Origin of the sequence: Pseudomonas edaphica (genome assembly GCF_965277385.1) — a bacterium.
Lineage (GTDB): Bacteria > Pseudomonadota > Gammaproteobacteria > Pseudomonadales > Pseudomonadaceae > Aquipseudomonas > Aquipseudomonas edaphica.
The window spans coordinates 1,410,633-1,425,366 of the sequence record NZ_OZ255725.1; the positions used below are offsets into that span (position 1 = coordinate 1,410,633).

Annotated in this window: 12 protein-coding genes; 3 read left to right on the forward strand and 9 right to left on the reverse strand. The window is 60.1% G+C overall.

From position 1 onward, the window contains the following. Position 1: 1 nt before the first annotated feature. From ACQY47_RS06235 to kdpF, 5 genes are all read right to left on the reverse strand, one after another. On the reverse strand, positions 2-2,653 hold the full coding sequence (locus ACQY47_RS06235; protein WP_017136124.1) for a sensor histidine kinase: 2,652 nt from the start codon (positions 2,651-2,653) through the stop codon (positions 2-4). A 125-nt stretch (positions 2,654-2,778) separates the two neighbouring features. After that, positions 2,779-3,324, reverse strand: a complete 546-nt coding sequence (gene kdpC / locus ACQY47_RS06240) for a potassium-transporting ATPase subunit KdpC (RefSeq protein ID WP_017136081.1) — start codon at positions 3,322-3,324, stop codon at positions 2,779-2,781. 75 nt (positions 3,325-3,399) lie between these two features. Further along, positions 3,400-5,457, reverse strand: coding sequence for a potassium-transporting ATPase subunit KdpB (gene kdpB, locus ACQY47_RS06245; protein WP_169985681.1), 2,058 nt, complete (start codon positions 5,455-5,457; stop codon positions 3,400-3,402). A 21-nt stretch (positions 5,458-5,478) separates the two neighbouring features. Continuing rightward, positions 5,479-7,179: a potassium-transporting ATPase subunit KdpA gene (gene kdpA, locus ACQY47_RS06250; RefSeq protein WP_428556528.1), complete on the reverse strand. Its 1,701-nt coding sequence runs from the start codon at positions 7,177-7,179 to the stop codon at positions 5,479-5,481. A gap of 9 nt (positions 7,180-7,188) precedes the next feature. After that, entirely contained in the window at positions 7,189-7,278 is a 90-nt protein-coding gene (kdpF, locus tag ACQY47_RS06255; protein WP_003218754.1) for a K(+)-transporting ATPase subunit F, read from the reverse strand. 396 nt (positions 7,279-7,674) lie between these two features. Between kdpF and eat the strand changes: the two genes are divergently transcribed. Then, the gene (gene eat, locus ACQY47_RS06260) at positions 7,675-9,039 is read left to right on the forward strand and encodes an ethanolamine permease (RefSeq protein WP_428556531.1); all 1,365 of its coding nucleotides are present in this window, start codon (positions 7,675-7,677) and stop codon (positions 9,037-9,039) included. 111 nt (positions 9,040-9,150) lie between these two features. Next, positions 9,151-9,318 carry a DUF2897 family protein gene (locus ACQY47_RS06265; protein ID WP_017136085.1) on the forward strand — a complete coding sequence of 56 codons (168 nt, stop codon included), beginning with the start codon at positions 9,151-9,153 and terminating at the stop codon, positions 9,316-9,318. 6 nt (positions 9,319-9,324) lie between these two features. Here the strand turns inward: ACQY47_RS06265 and ACQY47_RS06270 are convergent, their stop codons facing one another. Both ACQY47_RS06270 and ACQY47_RS06275 read right to left on the reverse strand, forming a co-directional pair. Further along, complete coding sequence (locus ACQY47_RS06270) at positions 9,325-10,173, reverse strand: urea carboxylase-associated family protein (RefSeq protein WP_428556533.1); 849 nt, start codon at positions 10,171-10,173, stop codon at positions 9,325-9,327. 15 nt (positions 10,174-10,188) lie between these two features. Then, positions 10,189-10,833 carry a GntR family transcriptional regulator gene (locus ACQY47_RS06275; protein ID WP_169985861.1) on the reverse strand — a complete coding sequence of 215 codons (645 nt, stop codon included), beginning with the start codon at positions 10,831-10,833 and terminating at the stop codon, positions 10,189-10,191. Between the two features lie 133 nt (positions 10,834-10,966). On the opposite strand from ACQY47_RS06275, the gene ACQY47_RS06280 reads away from it, so the two are divergent. Then, complete coding sequence (locus ACQY47_RS06280; RefSeq protein ID WP_428556535.1) at positions 10,967-11,545, forward strand: TetR/AcrR family transcriptional regulator; 579 nt, start codon at positions 10,967-10,969, stop codon at positions 11,543-11,545. Between the two features lie 27 nt (positions 11,546-11,572). Here the strand turns inward: ACQY47_RS06280 and ACQY47_RS06285 are convergent, their stop codons facing one another. Both ACQY47_RS06285 and ACQY47_RS06290 read right to left on the reverse strand, forming a co-directional pair. Beyond that, positions 11,573-11,905 carry a ComEA family DNA-binding protein gene (locus ACQY47_RS06285; RefSeq protein WP_017136089.1) on the reverse strand — a complete coding sequence of 111 codons (333 nt, stop codon included), beginning with the start codon at positions 11,903-11,905 and terminating at the stop codon, positions 11,573-11,575. Between the two features lie 111 nt (positions 11,906-12,016). Beyond that, a complete protein-coding gene (locus tag ACQY47_RS06290; RefSeq protein WP_099549089.1) occupies positions 12,017-14,011 on the reverse strand; it encodes a polysaccharide biosynthesis protein in 1,995 nt (664 codons plus the stop codon). Positions 14,012-14,734 lie beyond the last annotated feature (723 nt).

A 14,734-nucleotide genomic window follows, 5' to 3' on the forward strand; every position in this document is an offset into this window, starting at 1 on the left:
CTCAAGGCTCGCGCTCCGGGCCAGGTTGCGTCGGTAACGGCAGGAACAAGCTGATGCAGGTGCCGCGCCCTTCTATACCATCCTCGACGCGGATATGCCCACCGTGAGCGCCCACCATGCCCTGGCAGATCGCCAGGCCAAGGCCCGTGCCCTGCCCGCCGCGATCACCACGGGCGGCGGTGTAGAACATATCGAAAATCTTCGCACGCTCGTCCTCGGGAATCCCCGGTCCCTCGTCGGCCACCGAAAAAAACAGTTGCTCATCGGCCACGCCGGCACTCACCTGCAAACGGCCGTGGGGCGGTGAGAAACGCGCGGCGTTTTCCAGCACATTGACCAAGGCCTGCTCGATCAACGCGGCGTGCACATACAGCAACGGCAACTGCGCCGGCACGTCGGTGTGCACCTGCAACGGCGCCAGTACCGCGCGCAAGCGGCCCAGGGCGCTGCCGACGATATCACCCGGCGAGACCCAATCGCGCGCCAGCTTCAGGGCGCCGTGACCCAGGCGTGTCATGTCCAGCAGGTTCTGGATATAGCGGTCCAGGCGCTCGGCTTCATCGCGGGTGCCTTCCAGCAATTCGCGGCGGTCTTCCAGCGGGATGGCTTCGCCGAGCGCCAGCAGGCTGTCGATGCTGCCGCGCATCGAGGTCAACGGCGTGCGCAAATCGTGGGACACCGAGGCCAGCAAGGCGCTGCGCAGTTGTTCGGTTTCGCCGTGCAGGCGCGCCGATTCCAGCTCCTGCGCCAGTTGCGCGCGCGCCAGAGCCTGGGCCAATGGCTGGCTCAATGCGGTGAGCAGACGACGGCGTTGGCCGCTCAATTCCAGGCCGGGTTTGGGGCTGACGCCTAGCAGGCCCAACGGCCCCTCCTCGCCCGACAGTGGCCACCACCACCAACGCCCAAACGGCAACGTGCCGGTGCCCATGCCAGCCGGTTGATCATGCTGCCAGGCCCAATCGGCGGCGGCGCGTTCGGCTTCGGTGAGGTTCAGCGCGGTGCCGGTTTCAACCTTCCAGCCGCCCTGGCCGTCGCGATTAAGTAGACACAGGTCCAGATCACTCCAGCCGTCCAGATGATGGGCCGCTGCACTGATCACCGCCTGGCGGTCGGTGGCCGCAGTGAGCTTGCGCGACAGGTCGAGCAGTTCGCTGGTTTCTTCCTGGGTGTCGCGCAAGGCCTGCAACTGCCGACGCTGACGCGCCGCGAGGTTGCCGGTCAGCGCCGCCATCAGCAAGAAAAACAACAGGGTCAGCACGTCTTCTTCACGCTGGATGGCGAAGGAGAATTTCGGCGGGATAAACAGAAAGTCGTAGCTCAGGAACGACAGCGCCGCACACACCAGCGACGGTCCCAGGCTGCTGCGCACACCGACCAGCAGTACCGCAGCGAGAAACACCAACGAGATATTCGGCAGCGGCAACACACTGGCCACCGCCCAGGCCAGCGCCGCCGCGACGATGGTTGCAACCACCGCCAGGCCATAGTCGAACCACACCAGCCCGCGCACATCCGGCAGGCGTGGCGGCGCGGGCATGTCGTCGCTGTCGAGCACGTTGATCTCCAAACCCCGCGCATTGCGCAGCAAGCGTGCCGCCAAACCCCCTCCGAACAGCCTGCGCCGCCAGCGCATCCGCGACTGCCCCACGAGTAGCAGGCTGGCGCGGCGTTCGGCGGCATGCTGGATCAGCGTCTTGGCCACTTCACCGGCGCGCAGCAACACCACTTCGCCGCCCAGCCGTTCAGCCAACTGCTGGGCGTTCTGCAGGCGCAGACGCGATTGCTCGTCGTGCGCACGGCCGTTATCGATATGCACCATGCTCCACGGCAAATGCCGGCGCTGGGCCACGCGGCTGGCGTGACGTACCAGGCGTTCGGCCTGCGCATCACCGTCCACGCCCACCAGCAAACGCCCGCGCACCGCCGGGGCGGCCTGGCCGAGCTGGCGGTAGCCTTGGGCCAAATCGTCATCGACATGCGCAGCAGCGGTTTGCATGGCCAGCTCGCGCAGGGCCATCAGGTTGGTCTGGGTGAAGAATGCGTCGATGGCGGCGCGGGCCTGTTCCGGCACATACACCTTGCCGTCGCGCAGGCGCTCCAGCAGCTCGCGGGACGGCAGGTCGATCAGCAGCAGCTCGTCGGCCTCTTGCAGCACCCAGTCGGGCAAGGTTTCACGCACTTGCACGCCGGTGATGCCACGCACCTGATCGTTCAAGCTTTCCAGGTGTTGGACGTTGACCGTGGTGAACACGTTGATGCCGGCGGCGAGCAGTTCCTGGATGTCTTGCCAGCGTTTTTCATGGCGGCTGCCGGGGGCGTTGCTGTGGGCCAGCTCATCCACCAGCACCAGCTTGGGCTTGGCGGCGAGCAGGCCGTCGAGGTCCATTTCTTCGAGCATCACGCCACGGTATTCGCTGCGCAGCAAGGGTTGCTGCGGCAGGCCGCTGAGCAAGGCTTCGGTCTCGGCGCGGCCGTGGGTTTCAACCACGCCTGCGATCAGGCGCACACCCTGGCGCAGTTGGGTGTGGGCGGCCTGGAGCATGGCGTAGGTCTTGCCCACACCGGGCGCCGCACCGAGGAAGACTTTGAGCCGGCCACGGCCGTCCCGTGGCAGATCGGCTAACAGGGCATCGGCGCGGCCGGAGTCGCTCATGCTTTGGAGTTCCTTCAGGTGTTTATTTGGAATCCTTCAGGCCGTCATCGCGGGCAAGCCCGCTCCCACATTTGGAATGCATTTCCCTGTGGGAGCGGGCTTGCCCGCGATAACGGCACCACGGTTTACAACGTTTCCAGCGCCATGTTCAGCGCCAGCACATTCACCACCGGCGGCCCCACCAGCGGGCTTTCGATGTGCTCATCGAGCAAGCGCTGCAGTGTAGACACGGGCACATTTCGCGCCGCCGCCACTCGCGCCAGTTGATAGGCAATCGCCGCCGGTGGCAAGTGCGGATCAAGGCCGCTGCCGGAGGTAGTCAGGGAGGCCAAAGGCACCGGCCCCTGGCCTGGCACCAACTGTTTATTCGCGTCATCAAAAATACGCGTGGCCAATGCCGGGTTGCTTGGGGCCAGGTTGCTGGCGCTGCTGGAGACCGTCGCAAACGCGCCAGCCGATGGGCGTGGGTGGAACCAGCTGTCACCGGTAAAATCCTGGGCGATCAGGCTGGAGCCGCGCACTTTGCCCTCGGCGTCACGCACCAGGCTGCCGTTGGCCTGGTCGGGGAACGCAACTTGGGCGACACCGGTGACCACCAGCGGGTAGGCAACGCCGGTGATCAGGGTCATGAGGACCAGCAGGCTCAGGGCCGGGCGGATCATGTTAGTCATCTTGAAATCCTCAATAAATCGAGTAACCACTGTGGCGAGGGAGCTTGCTCCCTCTCCACAAAAAGTGCGATCCAGTTACACCAGGTGCAGCGCGGTCAGGAGCATGTCGATCGCCTTGATGCCCACGAACGGCACCAAAAGCCCGCCCAGCCCGTAGATCAGCAGGTTGCGGCGCAGCAACGCCGCCGCACTCGCCGCCTGTACGCGCACACCGCGCAGTGCCAGGGGAATCAACACCACGATAATCAGCGCGTTGAAGACGATCGCCGAGAGAATCGCGCTCTGCGGGCTTTGCAAATGCATCACGTTGAGCACGCCCAATTGCGGGTAGATCGAGGCAAACAGCGCCGGCAAAATCGCGAAGTATTTGGCCACGTCGTTGGCGATGGAAAAGGTCGTCAACGCACCGCGTGTCACCAGCAGTTCCTTGCCGATCTGCACCACATCCAGCAGCTTGGTCGGGTCGCTGTCGAGGTCGACCATGTTGGCCGCTTCGCGAGCGGCCTGGGTGCCGTCGTTCATCGCCATGCCGACGTCGGCCTGGGCCAGCGCCGGAGCGTCGTTGGCGCCGTCGCCGCACATAGCAACCAGGCGACCGTCGTTCTGCTCGTGGCGGATGCGGGCGAGTTTCTTCTCTGGCGTGGCTTCGGCCAGCACGTCGTCCACGCCCGCTTCAGCGGCAATCGCGGCGGCGGTCAACGGGTTGTCGCCGGTGACCATCACGGTGCGAATCCCCAGTTTGCGCAGTTCGGCGAAGCGTTCGCGGATGCCGGGTTTAACCACGTCCTTGAGGTGGATCGCACCGAGCAGTTTGCCATCGGCGCATACCAGCAATGGCGTGCCGCCGCTCTGGGCGATCTTGTCGATTTCCCGCGAGAGTGCCGGCTGCAGGTCACGGCGTTGTTGGCCGATAAACGCCAGCAGTGAATCGACCGCGCCTTTGCGGAACACACGGCCTTGGTAGTCGACACCGGACAAGCGCGTTTCGGCACTGAACGGCACGGAGGTCAGCTCCTCCACGGTTGGCTCGGCCTGAGGGTGCAAAGCACGCAGGTATTCGACGATGGATTTGCCTTCCGCCGTGTCGTCCGCCAGGGACGCCAGCAACGCGCCTTCAGCCAGGTCGCGACCACTGACGCCAGGCGCTGCGATCACGGCTGCACAGCGACGGTTGCCGAAGGTGATGGTGCCGGTCTTGTCCAGCAGCAGCACATGCACGTCACCCGCCGCTTCCACCGCACGCCCGGATTTGGCGATGACGTTGAGGCGTACCAGGCGATCCATGCCGGCGATACCGATGGCCGATAACAGGCCGCCGATGGTGGTCGGAATCAGCGTCACCAGCAGCGCGACCAGGAACACCAGCGGCAAGCTGCCATTGGCGAAGTGGGCGAACGGCTGCAGGGTGACCACCACCAGCAGGAAGATCAGCGTAAGGCCGATCAGCAGGATATCCAGCGCCACTTCATTCGGGGTTTTCTGGCGTTTGGCGCCTTCCACCAGGGCGATCATGCGGTCCAGCGTGGACTCGCCCGGGTTGACGGTGATGCGGATCAGCAACCAGTCCGACACCAGCCGCGTGTTGCCGGTGACGGCCGAACGGTCGCCGCCGGATTCACGGATAACCGGTGCGGATTCGCCAGTGATCGCCGCCTCGTTGACGGCCGCGATACCTTCGATGACCTCGCCGTCACCGGGGATCATCTCCCCGGCCGCGACGCGCACCACATCACCTTTGCGCAGGCTGGTGGCCGGCACGACCTTGAAGCTGCCGTCGGCCTCTTTGCGGCGGGCGCTCAGGCCTTCGCTGCCGGCTTTGAGGCTGTCGGCGCGGGCCTTGCCGCGACCTTCGGCCAAGGCTTCGGCAAAGTTGGCGAACAGCACGGTGAACCACAGCCACACGGCGATTTGTACCGCAACAAAGGTCGGCACCGCAGTGTCCGGCACAAAGCACAACACGGTGGTGAGGATGGCGGTCAACTCGACCACCAGCATCACCGGCGAGCGTTGCAGTTGGCGTGGGTCCAGCTTGACGAAAGCCTGGACCAGCGCCGGACGCCAAAGAGCGGAGATGGCGGTTTTGGCCGGTTCCTGAGAACTCACAGGGGCCGCATTTTTTGCAGGCATATTCATGTTCATATCCCCTCTAGCTCTTTATTTAGGAGCAGCCATGCTCAGGTGTTCAGCAATTGGGCCCAGTGCCAGCGTCGGCAGGAAAGTCAGGCCGCCCACCAGCAAAATGGTCACGGTCAACAGGGTCACGAACAGTGGGCCATGGGTCGGGAAGCTGTTCTGGCCAATCGGTGCGGTTTTCTTCATCGCCAGGCTGCCGGCAAGGGCCAGTACCGGGAGGATGTAGCCGAAGCGGCCGATCAACATACCCAGGCCCATCATCAGGTTGTGGAACGTGGTGTTGGCACTGAAGCCGCCGAACGCCGAGCCGTTGTTGGCACTGGCCGAGGTGTAGGCATACAACAATTGACTGAAACCGTGCGGGCCGGGGTTGCTGATGGCCCCCGCCGGACCCGGCAGGCTGGCGGCGATGGCGCCCAGTACCAGGGTGCCGATCGGCATCACCAGCAAAGTCACCACCAGCAATTGCACTTCCTTGGCCTGCAGCTTCTTGCCCAGGTATTCCGGGGTGCGGCCGATCATCAGGCCGGCGAGGAACACCGCGATCAACACGTTGAGCAACATGCCGTACATACCGGCGCCGACGCCGCCGAAGATCACTTCGCCGACCATCATGTTGACCAGCGCCACCATGCCGCTCAGCGGGTTGAGGCTGTCGTGCATACCGTTGACCGAACCATTGGACGCCGCTGTAGTGGTGACCGACCACAACACGGTGGCAGTGGTACCGAAGCGCACCTCTTTACCTTCCAGCGGCGCGGTTTGCTCAACAGCTGGGTTGTTCAGGGTGGGGTTGGGCTGGTATTCGGCCCACAGCGAGGTCGCGCCGCCGATCAGGAACAAGGCCAGCATACAACCGAGGATCGCCCGGCTCTGACGCAGGTCTTTCACGTAATGACCGAAGGTGAACACCAGCGCCACCGGGATCAGGATGATCGCCGACAACTCGAACAGGTTGGCCCAGGCAGTCGGGTTTTCAAACGGGTGCGCCGAGTTGACACCGAAGAACCCGCCACCGTTGGTGCCCAACTGCTTGATCGCAATCTGGCTGGCTGCCGGGCCGAGTGGGATCACTTGGTCCACGCCCTGCATCGTCACGGCATTCACATAGTGCGCGAAGGTTTGCGGCACGCCCTGCCACACCAAGAACAACGCGAACACCAGGCACAACGGCAGCAGGCCGTAGAGGGTGGCGCGGGTCATGTCGACCCAGAAGTTGCCCAGGGTCTTGGTGGATTTACGCCCGATACCACGGCACAACGCGACCAGCACAGCCAGGCCAGTGGCGGCGCTGACGAAGTTCTGCACGGTGAGACCGATCATCTGGCTGAGATAGCTCAGGGAGGCTTCACCGCTGTAGTTCTGCCAGTTGGTGTTGGTCATGAAACTGACCGCCGTGTTGAAGGCCAGCGTCCATTCCTGACCCGGCAATTTCTGCGGGTTAAGTGGGAGATATTCCTGGAACAACAACACGGTAAACAGCAACACAAAACCGGCCAGGTTGAACGCCAGCAGTGCCAACGTGTACTTCTGCCAGCTCTGCTCCTGGTGCTCGTCCACGCCGGACAGGCGATAACAGCCGCGCTCGACGGGGCCGAGCACGGGCGAGAGCCAGGTGCGCTGGCCTTCCATCACCTTGTAGTAGAACCGCCCCAGGAACGGTGCCGGCACCAGCACCACGGCAAAGAAGGCGATGATCAGCCAATAGTCATAACTGTGCATAGCCTGCTCCTAGTTCCGATCCGCGCGTAACAGCGCAACCAGCAGATAAATGAACAGCGCCACGGCCAATAGCAGTGACACCCCGTCCAGAACGCTCATGGAAGTCTCTCCGTTTTGCGGCGATTGCCGCGTGTGGGGCAATTGTCGGCAGGAGTGGCGTAAAGGAACGAGAGCGAGGGTATGGGCGGGGCGTAAAGACGGCGTAAAGAGTGGGTTTATGCGGGGTTTACAGGGGGATTTTCAGCGCCTGGGCGGGCCTCATCGCGGGCATGCCCGGCTCCCACCATTGAAATGCATTCCCTGTGGGAGCCGGGCTTGCCCGCGATGGCGTCGGTGAGGCCACCACCGCACCCATCTGGTGCGACGCCGAAAAAATTCAAACGCCAAACCGTCCCCATGGCGACAGTTCGGCGCCTTTACGACATGAGTTCGCGCAATGGCATGGCCGCTGCAACACCCAGTAATCATTCCAACCCGTTCAGGGAGCGCCACACGATGAACACACAACTCAAACCCACCTTGGGCACCCTGCATTTATGGGGCATTGCCGTCGGGCTGGTGATTTCCGGCGAATACTTTGGCTGGAGCTATGGCTGGGGCGTGGCCGGCACGCTGGGCTTTTTGGTGACCTCGTTGATGGTCGCCGCCATGTACACCTGCTTTATATTCAGTTTCACCGAACTGACCACCGCGATTCCTCACGCGGGCGGGCCGTTCGCCTACAGCCGTCGCGCCTTTGGCGAGAAAGGCGGTTTGATCGCGGGCCTGGCGACCTTGATCGAATTTGTCTTCGCACCACCCGCGATTGCCTTGGCCATCGGCGCTTACCTGAACGTGCAGTTCCCGGCACTCGACCCGAAACACGCGGCTGTGGGGGCCTACATCGTGTTCATGGGCCTGAATATCCTGGGGGTGAAGCTCGCCGCGACCTTTGAACTGGTGGTGTGCGTGCTCGCCGTCGCTGAATTGCTGGTGTTCATGGGCGTGGTCGCGCCGGCGTTCAGCTTCAGCAACTTTGCCCTGAACGGCTGGGCGGGTTCCGACACCTTTGGCGCACCGGCCATTGCCGGGATGTTTGCGGCTATTCCTTTCGCCATCTGGTTCTTCCTCGCCATCGAGGGCGCAGCCATGGCAGCTGAAGAGGCGAAAGATCCCAAGCGCACTATTCCAAAAGCCTACATCAGCGGCATCCTGACCTTGGTGATCCTGGCCATGGGCGTGATGTTCTTCGCCGGTGGCGTGGGCGACTGGCGCACCCTGTCGAACATCAACGACCCGCTGCCGCAGGCGATGAAAAGCGTGGTGGGCACCGGCTCCGGCTGGCTGCACATGCTGGTGTGGATTGGTCTGTTTGGCTTGGTGGCAAGCTTTCACGGCATCATCCTCGGCTATTCGCGGCAGTTCTTTGCCCTGGCCCGTGCTGGTTACTTGCCGCCGTTCCTGGCCAAACTGTCGCGTTTTCAGACACCGCACCGGGCCATTATCGCCGGCGGTGTGGTCGGTATCGCCGCGATCTACAGCGACGGCCTGATCAACCTGGGTGGCATGACGCTGACCGCAGCGATGATCACCATGGCGGTGTTCGGCGCCATTGTGATGTACATCATGAGCATGCTCAGCCTGTTCAAGCTGCGTAAGACCGAACCGCTGCTGGAGCGCACATTCCGCGCACCGGGCTATCCGATCGTGCCGGCTATTGCGCTGGTATTGGCGCTGGTGTGCCTGGTGGCCATGGCCTGGTTCAATGCGCTGATCGGTTTGATATTCCTGGGCTTTATGCTGGCGGGGTTCATCTACTTCCAGCTGACCGCCCAAGACCGTGCCGACGCACCGGCTGATGCGATGTTGAACGGGCGCTAAGGTTAACGAGGCGGAACAGGCCTACAATGAACTACTCAGAACGCCTGTTACTCAAAGCCGTTATTAGCGTGGGAACATCCTCCGACGCTGGTCCGCCTCAAGGAGAGCATTATGCCGTGGTATGCGTGGTTGATTTTAGTGGTAGCGATCGGGTCGATCGTCGGTGGGCTGCTGATGCTGCGTGACAGCGCCAACAAGGTGGAACTCACCGACGAACAACGCAAACGCGTGGTCGAGCGCAACGCCCAGGCGGACGCCAAGGATGCGCAGGACCGCTGAAGCAGGTTATTCCCAGGCTGCCTTGGCAATATGCAAGCCGTGCTGCCCTTTGTAGGCAGCACGCTCAGGCTGGCTCCAGCCGTTGAGCAACTCCACCTCCAAGCGATAGATCTCTACGCCCAGCGGGCGGCACACGGTCAATGGGTCTTGTGCGTCCGGCCCCCACATCGGTAGCGACAAGTCCCCGCCCGGGCACGTCGACAATGCGCAGAGCAAATCAATCTCGGCAAAAAACTCCAGGTAATCGCCCTTCTGCGCCGGGCAGGCTTTCATGAAGTACATGTCGTCATGATTAAGACCGGTGCACTGGAAAATATTCAGCACATCGTGCACGTCAAATTCGGTCAGGCCATGGGGCAGCACGGCGCGGGTCAAGTTGGAATGGCAATGGTGGTGGAAGTCTTCGCCGGTGAGCATGCGGTTCACATACGGGTCACAGCGAGTGCCGAGCAAATCGTGCAGGCGCCCACCGTGTTCATCGATGCCGTAGCCCGCCAGGCTGTCATCAGTGATGGTCACCAAGGGGCGCAGAAACGGCAGGTTCGACCATAGCCGGTCATGGGTACTGACATGGGCGCCCTGCAACTGCCGCGTGCGTGCCGCCCATAGGCGTTCGCGCGGGTCATTGGCGTTCCACACATTGAAATCGCCGACCTGTGGCCCTACCGGCGTTGTCACGCGAAACACATGCCCGGCCGGCACTTTCCACGCCCTGCCCGTGCGAATCGGCACTTCGAACTGCTCGATCAATGTGCGTTTACCCGCCTGGTCGCGAATACGTGCGTAGAAGGCCGTGTCCACTTGCAGCGCCGAGCCTTTGCTGACCTGATAGGCAGCCGGATAGTCTTTGTACATGGGTGCAATCCTCCATCAAGGGTAGTCAAACAGCGCCAGGGACAGCTGTTCAGAATCGTGCAGATAGAGGCTCATCGCCTCCTGCGCAGCTGGTTTATTGCCCTGCGCCAGCAAGGTGTAGATCTCACGATCACGCTCCAGCCAGGGCGACTGAAAACGTTGTTCATCGGGCGCCGCACAAAACACCAGGCGCAATTGAGCAATCACTTGGGCGAAAAACTCATCGAATAAAGGGCTGCGCATCAACCCGACAATGTGCTGGTGGAACACCAGGCTATGAGTGGCAACGGCGCGCCAATCTTCGCGCTCTCGCGCCAGCGTGGTGGCGTCGATGGCATTTTGCATACGCACGTCGTGGTCGCCCGTCAGCGTGCCACTCTGGGCGATGGCCTGCAGCTCAAGGGTACGGCGGACCACAAACAGGTCACGCACGTCGTCGCGCGCCACACGCCGGACCATCACGCCCTTGTTGCGCACATAACGGGTGAGCCCCTCCTGCCCCAAACGGTGTAACGCTTCGCGAATGGTATTGCGCGAGGCGTTATAGCGTTTGACCAGGTCCACTTCGACCAGCGCCATCCCCGGTAACAGCCGCCCACCCATGATGTCGGCGCGCAGTTCAAGGGCAATCTGATCGGCTAGAGACAAGCTGAGCGTCATCATCGAGTCTCGATTGTTGAACAATTCATGCAGCAGATGTAATCACTTTTCATGCCAAGCCCGCTGAATGCCGTCTCTATGGGTAAACAGGTTCGACTCCGCTAAAATGCGCACTCGTTCTCGAGGCCGTCCTATGCGTTATTCAACAGACCACAAAGCCCAGACTCACCAACGCATCATCAAGGAAGCCTCCGTACGATTTCGCCGCGATGGTATTGGCGCCACCGGCCTGCAGCCCTTGATGAAAGCGTTGAACCTGACACACGGCGGGTTCTACGCGCATTTCAAGTCCAAGGATGACCTAGTGGACAAAGCCCTTCTGGCCGCCGCCGTAGAGCTGGATGCCCATTGCGCAATGTTGTTCAGCCAGAAACGGCCGCTGGATGCGTTCATCGACAGTTACCTTTCGCAATGGCACCAGACCTCGCCGGGTGAAGGCTGCCCGCTGCCCACGATGTCGTCGGAGCTGGGCCTGCGAGGGCAGCATAGTCCGGTAACGGATGCGGTACTTGAAGCCAGGTTGACGCAGATCGACTCAGCATTGGAGCACCCAAAGGGGGAACACGAGAGCCTGGTACTGATGTCGACATTGGTGGGCGCATTGGTGTTGGCCAGAAGCGTCGAAAACCCGGAACTGGCAGCCCATATCATGGAAGTGGTACGCGGGTGTTTGAAAGAACAGGTCTCGGACAAACAGAAGGCCGGTCAATGACCGGCCTCTTGCCCAGGATTTACACCCTTAGTTGATTGCCAGCCTGTCGCGGTTTTTCTCCAGCAACGCCTTACCGATGCCTTTGACTTCCAGCAACTCGTCTACCGCCGTGAAAGGCCCGTTGCTGTCGCGATAGGCGATGATCGCCTTGGCCTTGGCGGCGCCAATACCGAACAGGTCGCGGCGCAGGACTTCAGCGTCGGCGGTGTTGAGATTGACCTTGGTGGATTGCTCGACGTTAGCCATCTGGGCCGTGATAGGCGCCGGGGCTTCGGGTTTGATGGAGGGGGCTGCGGTGGTTGCTACGGAGAGGCTGGTGAGGACGGCAAAGATCAGGGAAGAGATATAGGCGTTTTGCATTGGTGACACTCCATGACATCGGTAGAAGAAAAGCAGCTTTCCAAAAGCTGCTTTTCTAACTTAGGCGATGTGGGGAGAGAGTCAAAAACGGGTGAGTAACAGGGTGTTAACTCACGGCTCCAAACGGCGCTGCTGGTAGATCCAATCGACGATTTCGCCGTCGGGCGAGTAGCCACTGACTGTCTCGCGCAGGATCTGACGCACACGGGTGTAGTCGTCCTCACTCACCGCGCCGAGCAATTCGCTCAGTTTGCTTTTGAGTACGTCCCACGCCAGGTGATCCTCGTTGGCGCTCATAATCATCGGGTGCTGGGTAGCGACGACGTTGTTGCCGATCAGCAACTCCTCGTAAAGCTTTTCGCCTGGCCGCAATCCGGTGAACTCAATCGCGATATCCCCGAGAGGGTTTTTATCCGTGCGTACACTCAGCCCGGATAAATGAATCATCTTTTCCGCAAGCTCTACAATTTTTACGGGCTCACCCATGTCCAGAACGAACACGTCCCCCCCCTGCCCCATGGAACCGGCCTGGATCACCAGTTGGGCCGCTTCGGGGATGGTCATGAAATAACGCGTAATTTTTGGGTGTGTGACGGTCAATGGACCGCCGGCCTTGATCTGCCGGTGAAAAAGCGGAATCACTGAGCCGGAAGAACCCAGTACATTGCCGAACCTGACCATCGTGAAGCGCGTTTTGTTTACGCGGGCCACGCCAGACTTGTCGCCAAACATCACCGGCGCTTTTTCAACGCTGAGGGCTTGCAGGGCTAATTCTGCAAGGCGCTTGGTACTCCCCATCACATTAGTGGGGCGAACAGCCTTGTCGGTGGAAATCAGCACAAAGTTCACCACACCGGCCTTCAAGGCTGCCTGGGCGGTATTCAAAGTACCAATGATGTTATTCAAGACACCTTCGGCAATGTTGTGTTCGACAATCGGCACATGCTTGTACGCAGCCGCATGATAAACCGTGTCGACGTGCCAGCTCTTCATAACATCAAGTAATTTATTCTCGTCGCGTACCGAACCCAGAATGGGCAATAACTTAATGGGCATTGACTCATGCGCAACGCGGTGTTCAAGTTCGGACAGGATACTGTAGAGGTTAAATTCGCTGTGTTCGAACAAGAGTAAGGTCTTGGGTTTCTGCGTCAAAATCTGCCGGCATAGCTCAGACCCGATCGACCCCCCTGCTCCCGTGACCAAGACCGACTGGCCAACGATACAACGTGCAAGCAGGTCTTCCTGGGCTGGCACTGCATCACGCCCCAGCAAGTCGGCAATATCGACTTCCTGAATATCGTCGACCTTGACGCGGCCACTGGCCAGGTCCATAAAATCCGGAACACTGCGCACATGCAGCGGAAAACGCTCCAAGTTCGAGAGAATCTCACGCCTGCGCCCGCGGCCCGCCGAAGGCACTGCGAGCAATATCTGCTGAGCGCCTGTTGTGTCGATCATCTGCTGAATATGCTTGGGCTTGAACACCTGCAGCCCAGAGATGACACGACCTGCGATACTCCCGTCGTCATCGATAAACGCGACCGGCCGCATGACACGCCCCATGCGCAACGCAGCAACCAATTGATTACCCGCCGAGCCGGCTCCGTAAATGGCAACTTTCGTCAAGCCATCATCACGATTGGTAAAGGGAACATGCTGTGCTGCAGAGAACCAATCCCCCATGAAGTACTGGCGCATCGCTAGTCTCAACCCGCCTACGGTAACCAGGCACAACCACCAATAATTGAAAATAACCGAGCGTGGAACAACGTATTGATGGTTGCTGTAAAGATAGACAGCCAAGCCAAGAATAAGTGAAGAAAGGCTCACCGCCTTGATAATAGTAATAAGTGCATCGTTACCAAAGTAACGCATGACGGCGCGGTACATGCCAAAGCGAACAAACAGGGGAATGGCAATAACCGGAGCGCTCACGAACAGCCATAAGTATCGCTGGATCGGTTGTTCCATCTCGGCAATTCCAAGCCGTACGACGAAGGCCAACCATAATGAAATCCACACCAGTACAATATCGACAAGCACCTGAAGAATGCGCTTGTGGCGGCGCGGCAGATTTAATAAAAAAACTCTCATCTTATCCATGCCCCTCTCCAACACTTTTCCACGCTCCTAGAATCAAAACCCTGCCCGCGAATAGACGAAAATAGCGATCCACAATGAATAACCCGCACTGAACAAAAATCGTACAGACGTGGCAACTGCATGAAAATCTCCTTTCAGAAAAATCGCACTCCTTTGACGACCTTTCCTTGGGTTAATAACCCCTATTCTGTACAGAAAATACCACGGTGGTACTCGACACCTACAGTAAACACCATAGATGGGATGATACCCTTGTTGTGTCGGAAATCCTTTGAAATCCTTTGTCAGCCCCAAAAAAAACCAGGACGGGTAGGCACTGACCCCTACGAAACCGCGGGGTTCGAGCGCTCATGAACAAAAAATGGCGAACACCTGACAAGCTGCTAGGCTTGGCCCGAGACGTTGAGTTGCAGCCGTATCATTAGCTAGCACAGCAACAGTATCGTATAGCAAAATGTAACAAAAATGGTCACCCTTAAAACAATACGAGAGAGGCTGATGCCACCGTCGATGTTCATTAATGGTATAGCTGGACTCTAAGTCCCTTAATCTAGAACGTCTCGCGAATGCCCTTTTAGAGCCAGTCGAACAGCTGTTCCATTCCAATCTTGGAAAAAACACGCCTAAAGAGGCTATACTCCGCAACGCGTTCACCTGCGCCGCTACAGCGGAAAGCGCTGTAGGAAAAATCTGTAAGCATCCGCCGCGACAAAATAATGACCG

Coding starts and splice junctions, on each gene's coding strand:
- kdpF (WP_003218754.1), bottom strand. CDS start 7,278: ATGAGCGTTCTGGACGGGGTGTCACTGCTATTGGCCGTGGCGCTGTTC.
- ACQY47_RS06290 (WP_099549089.1), bottom strand. CDS start 14,011: ATGGATAAGATGAGAGTTTTTTTATTAAATCTGCCGCGCCGCCACAAG.
- ACQY47_RS06275 (WP_169985861.1), bottom strand. CDS start 10,833: ATGACGCTCAGCTTGTCTCTAGCCGATCAGATTGCCCTTGAACTGCGC.
- ACQY47_RS06235 (WP_017136124.1), bottom strand. CDS start 2,653: ATGAGCGACTCCGGCCGCGCCGATGCCCTGTTAGCCGATCTGCCACGG.
- kdpB (WP_169985681.1), bottom strand. CDS start 5,457: ATGAATATGCCTGCAAAAAATGCGGCCCCTGTGAGTTCTCAGGAACCG.
- eat (WP_428556531.1), top strand. CDS start 7,675: ATGAACACACAACTCAAACCCACCTTGGGCACCCTGCATTTATGGGGC.
- ACQY47_RS06280 (WP_428556535.1), top strand. CDS start 10,967: ATGCGTTATTCAACAGACCACAAAGCCCAGACTCACCAACGCATCATC.
- ACQY47_RS06285 (WP_017136089.1), bottom strand. CDS start 11,905: ATGCAAAACGCCTATATCTCTTCCCTGATCTTTGCCGTCCTCACCAGC.
- kdpC (WP_017136081.1), bottom strand. CDS start 3,324: ATGACTAACATGATCCGCCCGGCCCTGAGCCTGCTGGTCCTCATGACC.
- ACQY47_RS06270 (WP_428556533.1), bottom strand. CDS start 10,173: ATGTACAAAGACTATCCGGCTGCCTATCAGGTCAGCAAAGGCTCGGCG.
- ACQY47_RS06265 (WP_017136085.1), top strand. CDS start 9,151: ATGCCGTGGTATGCGTGGTTGATTTTAGTGGTAGCGATCGGGTCGATC.
- kdpA (WP_428556528.1), bottom strand. CDS start 7,179: ATGCACAGTTATGACTATTGGCTGATCATCGCCTTCTTTGCCGTGGTG.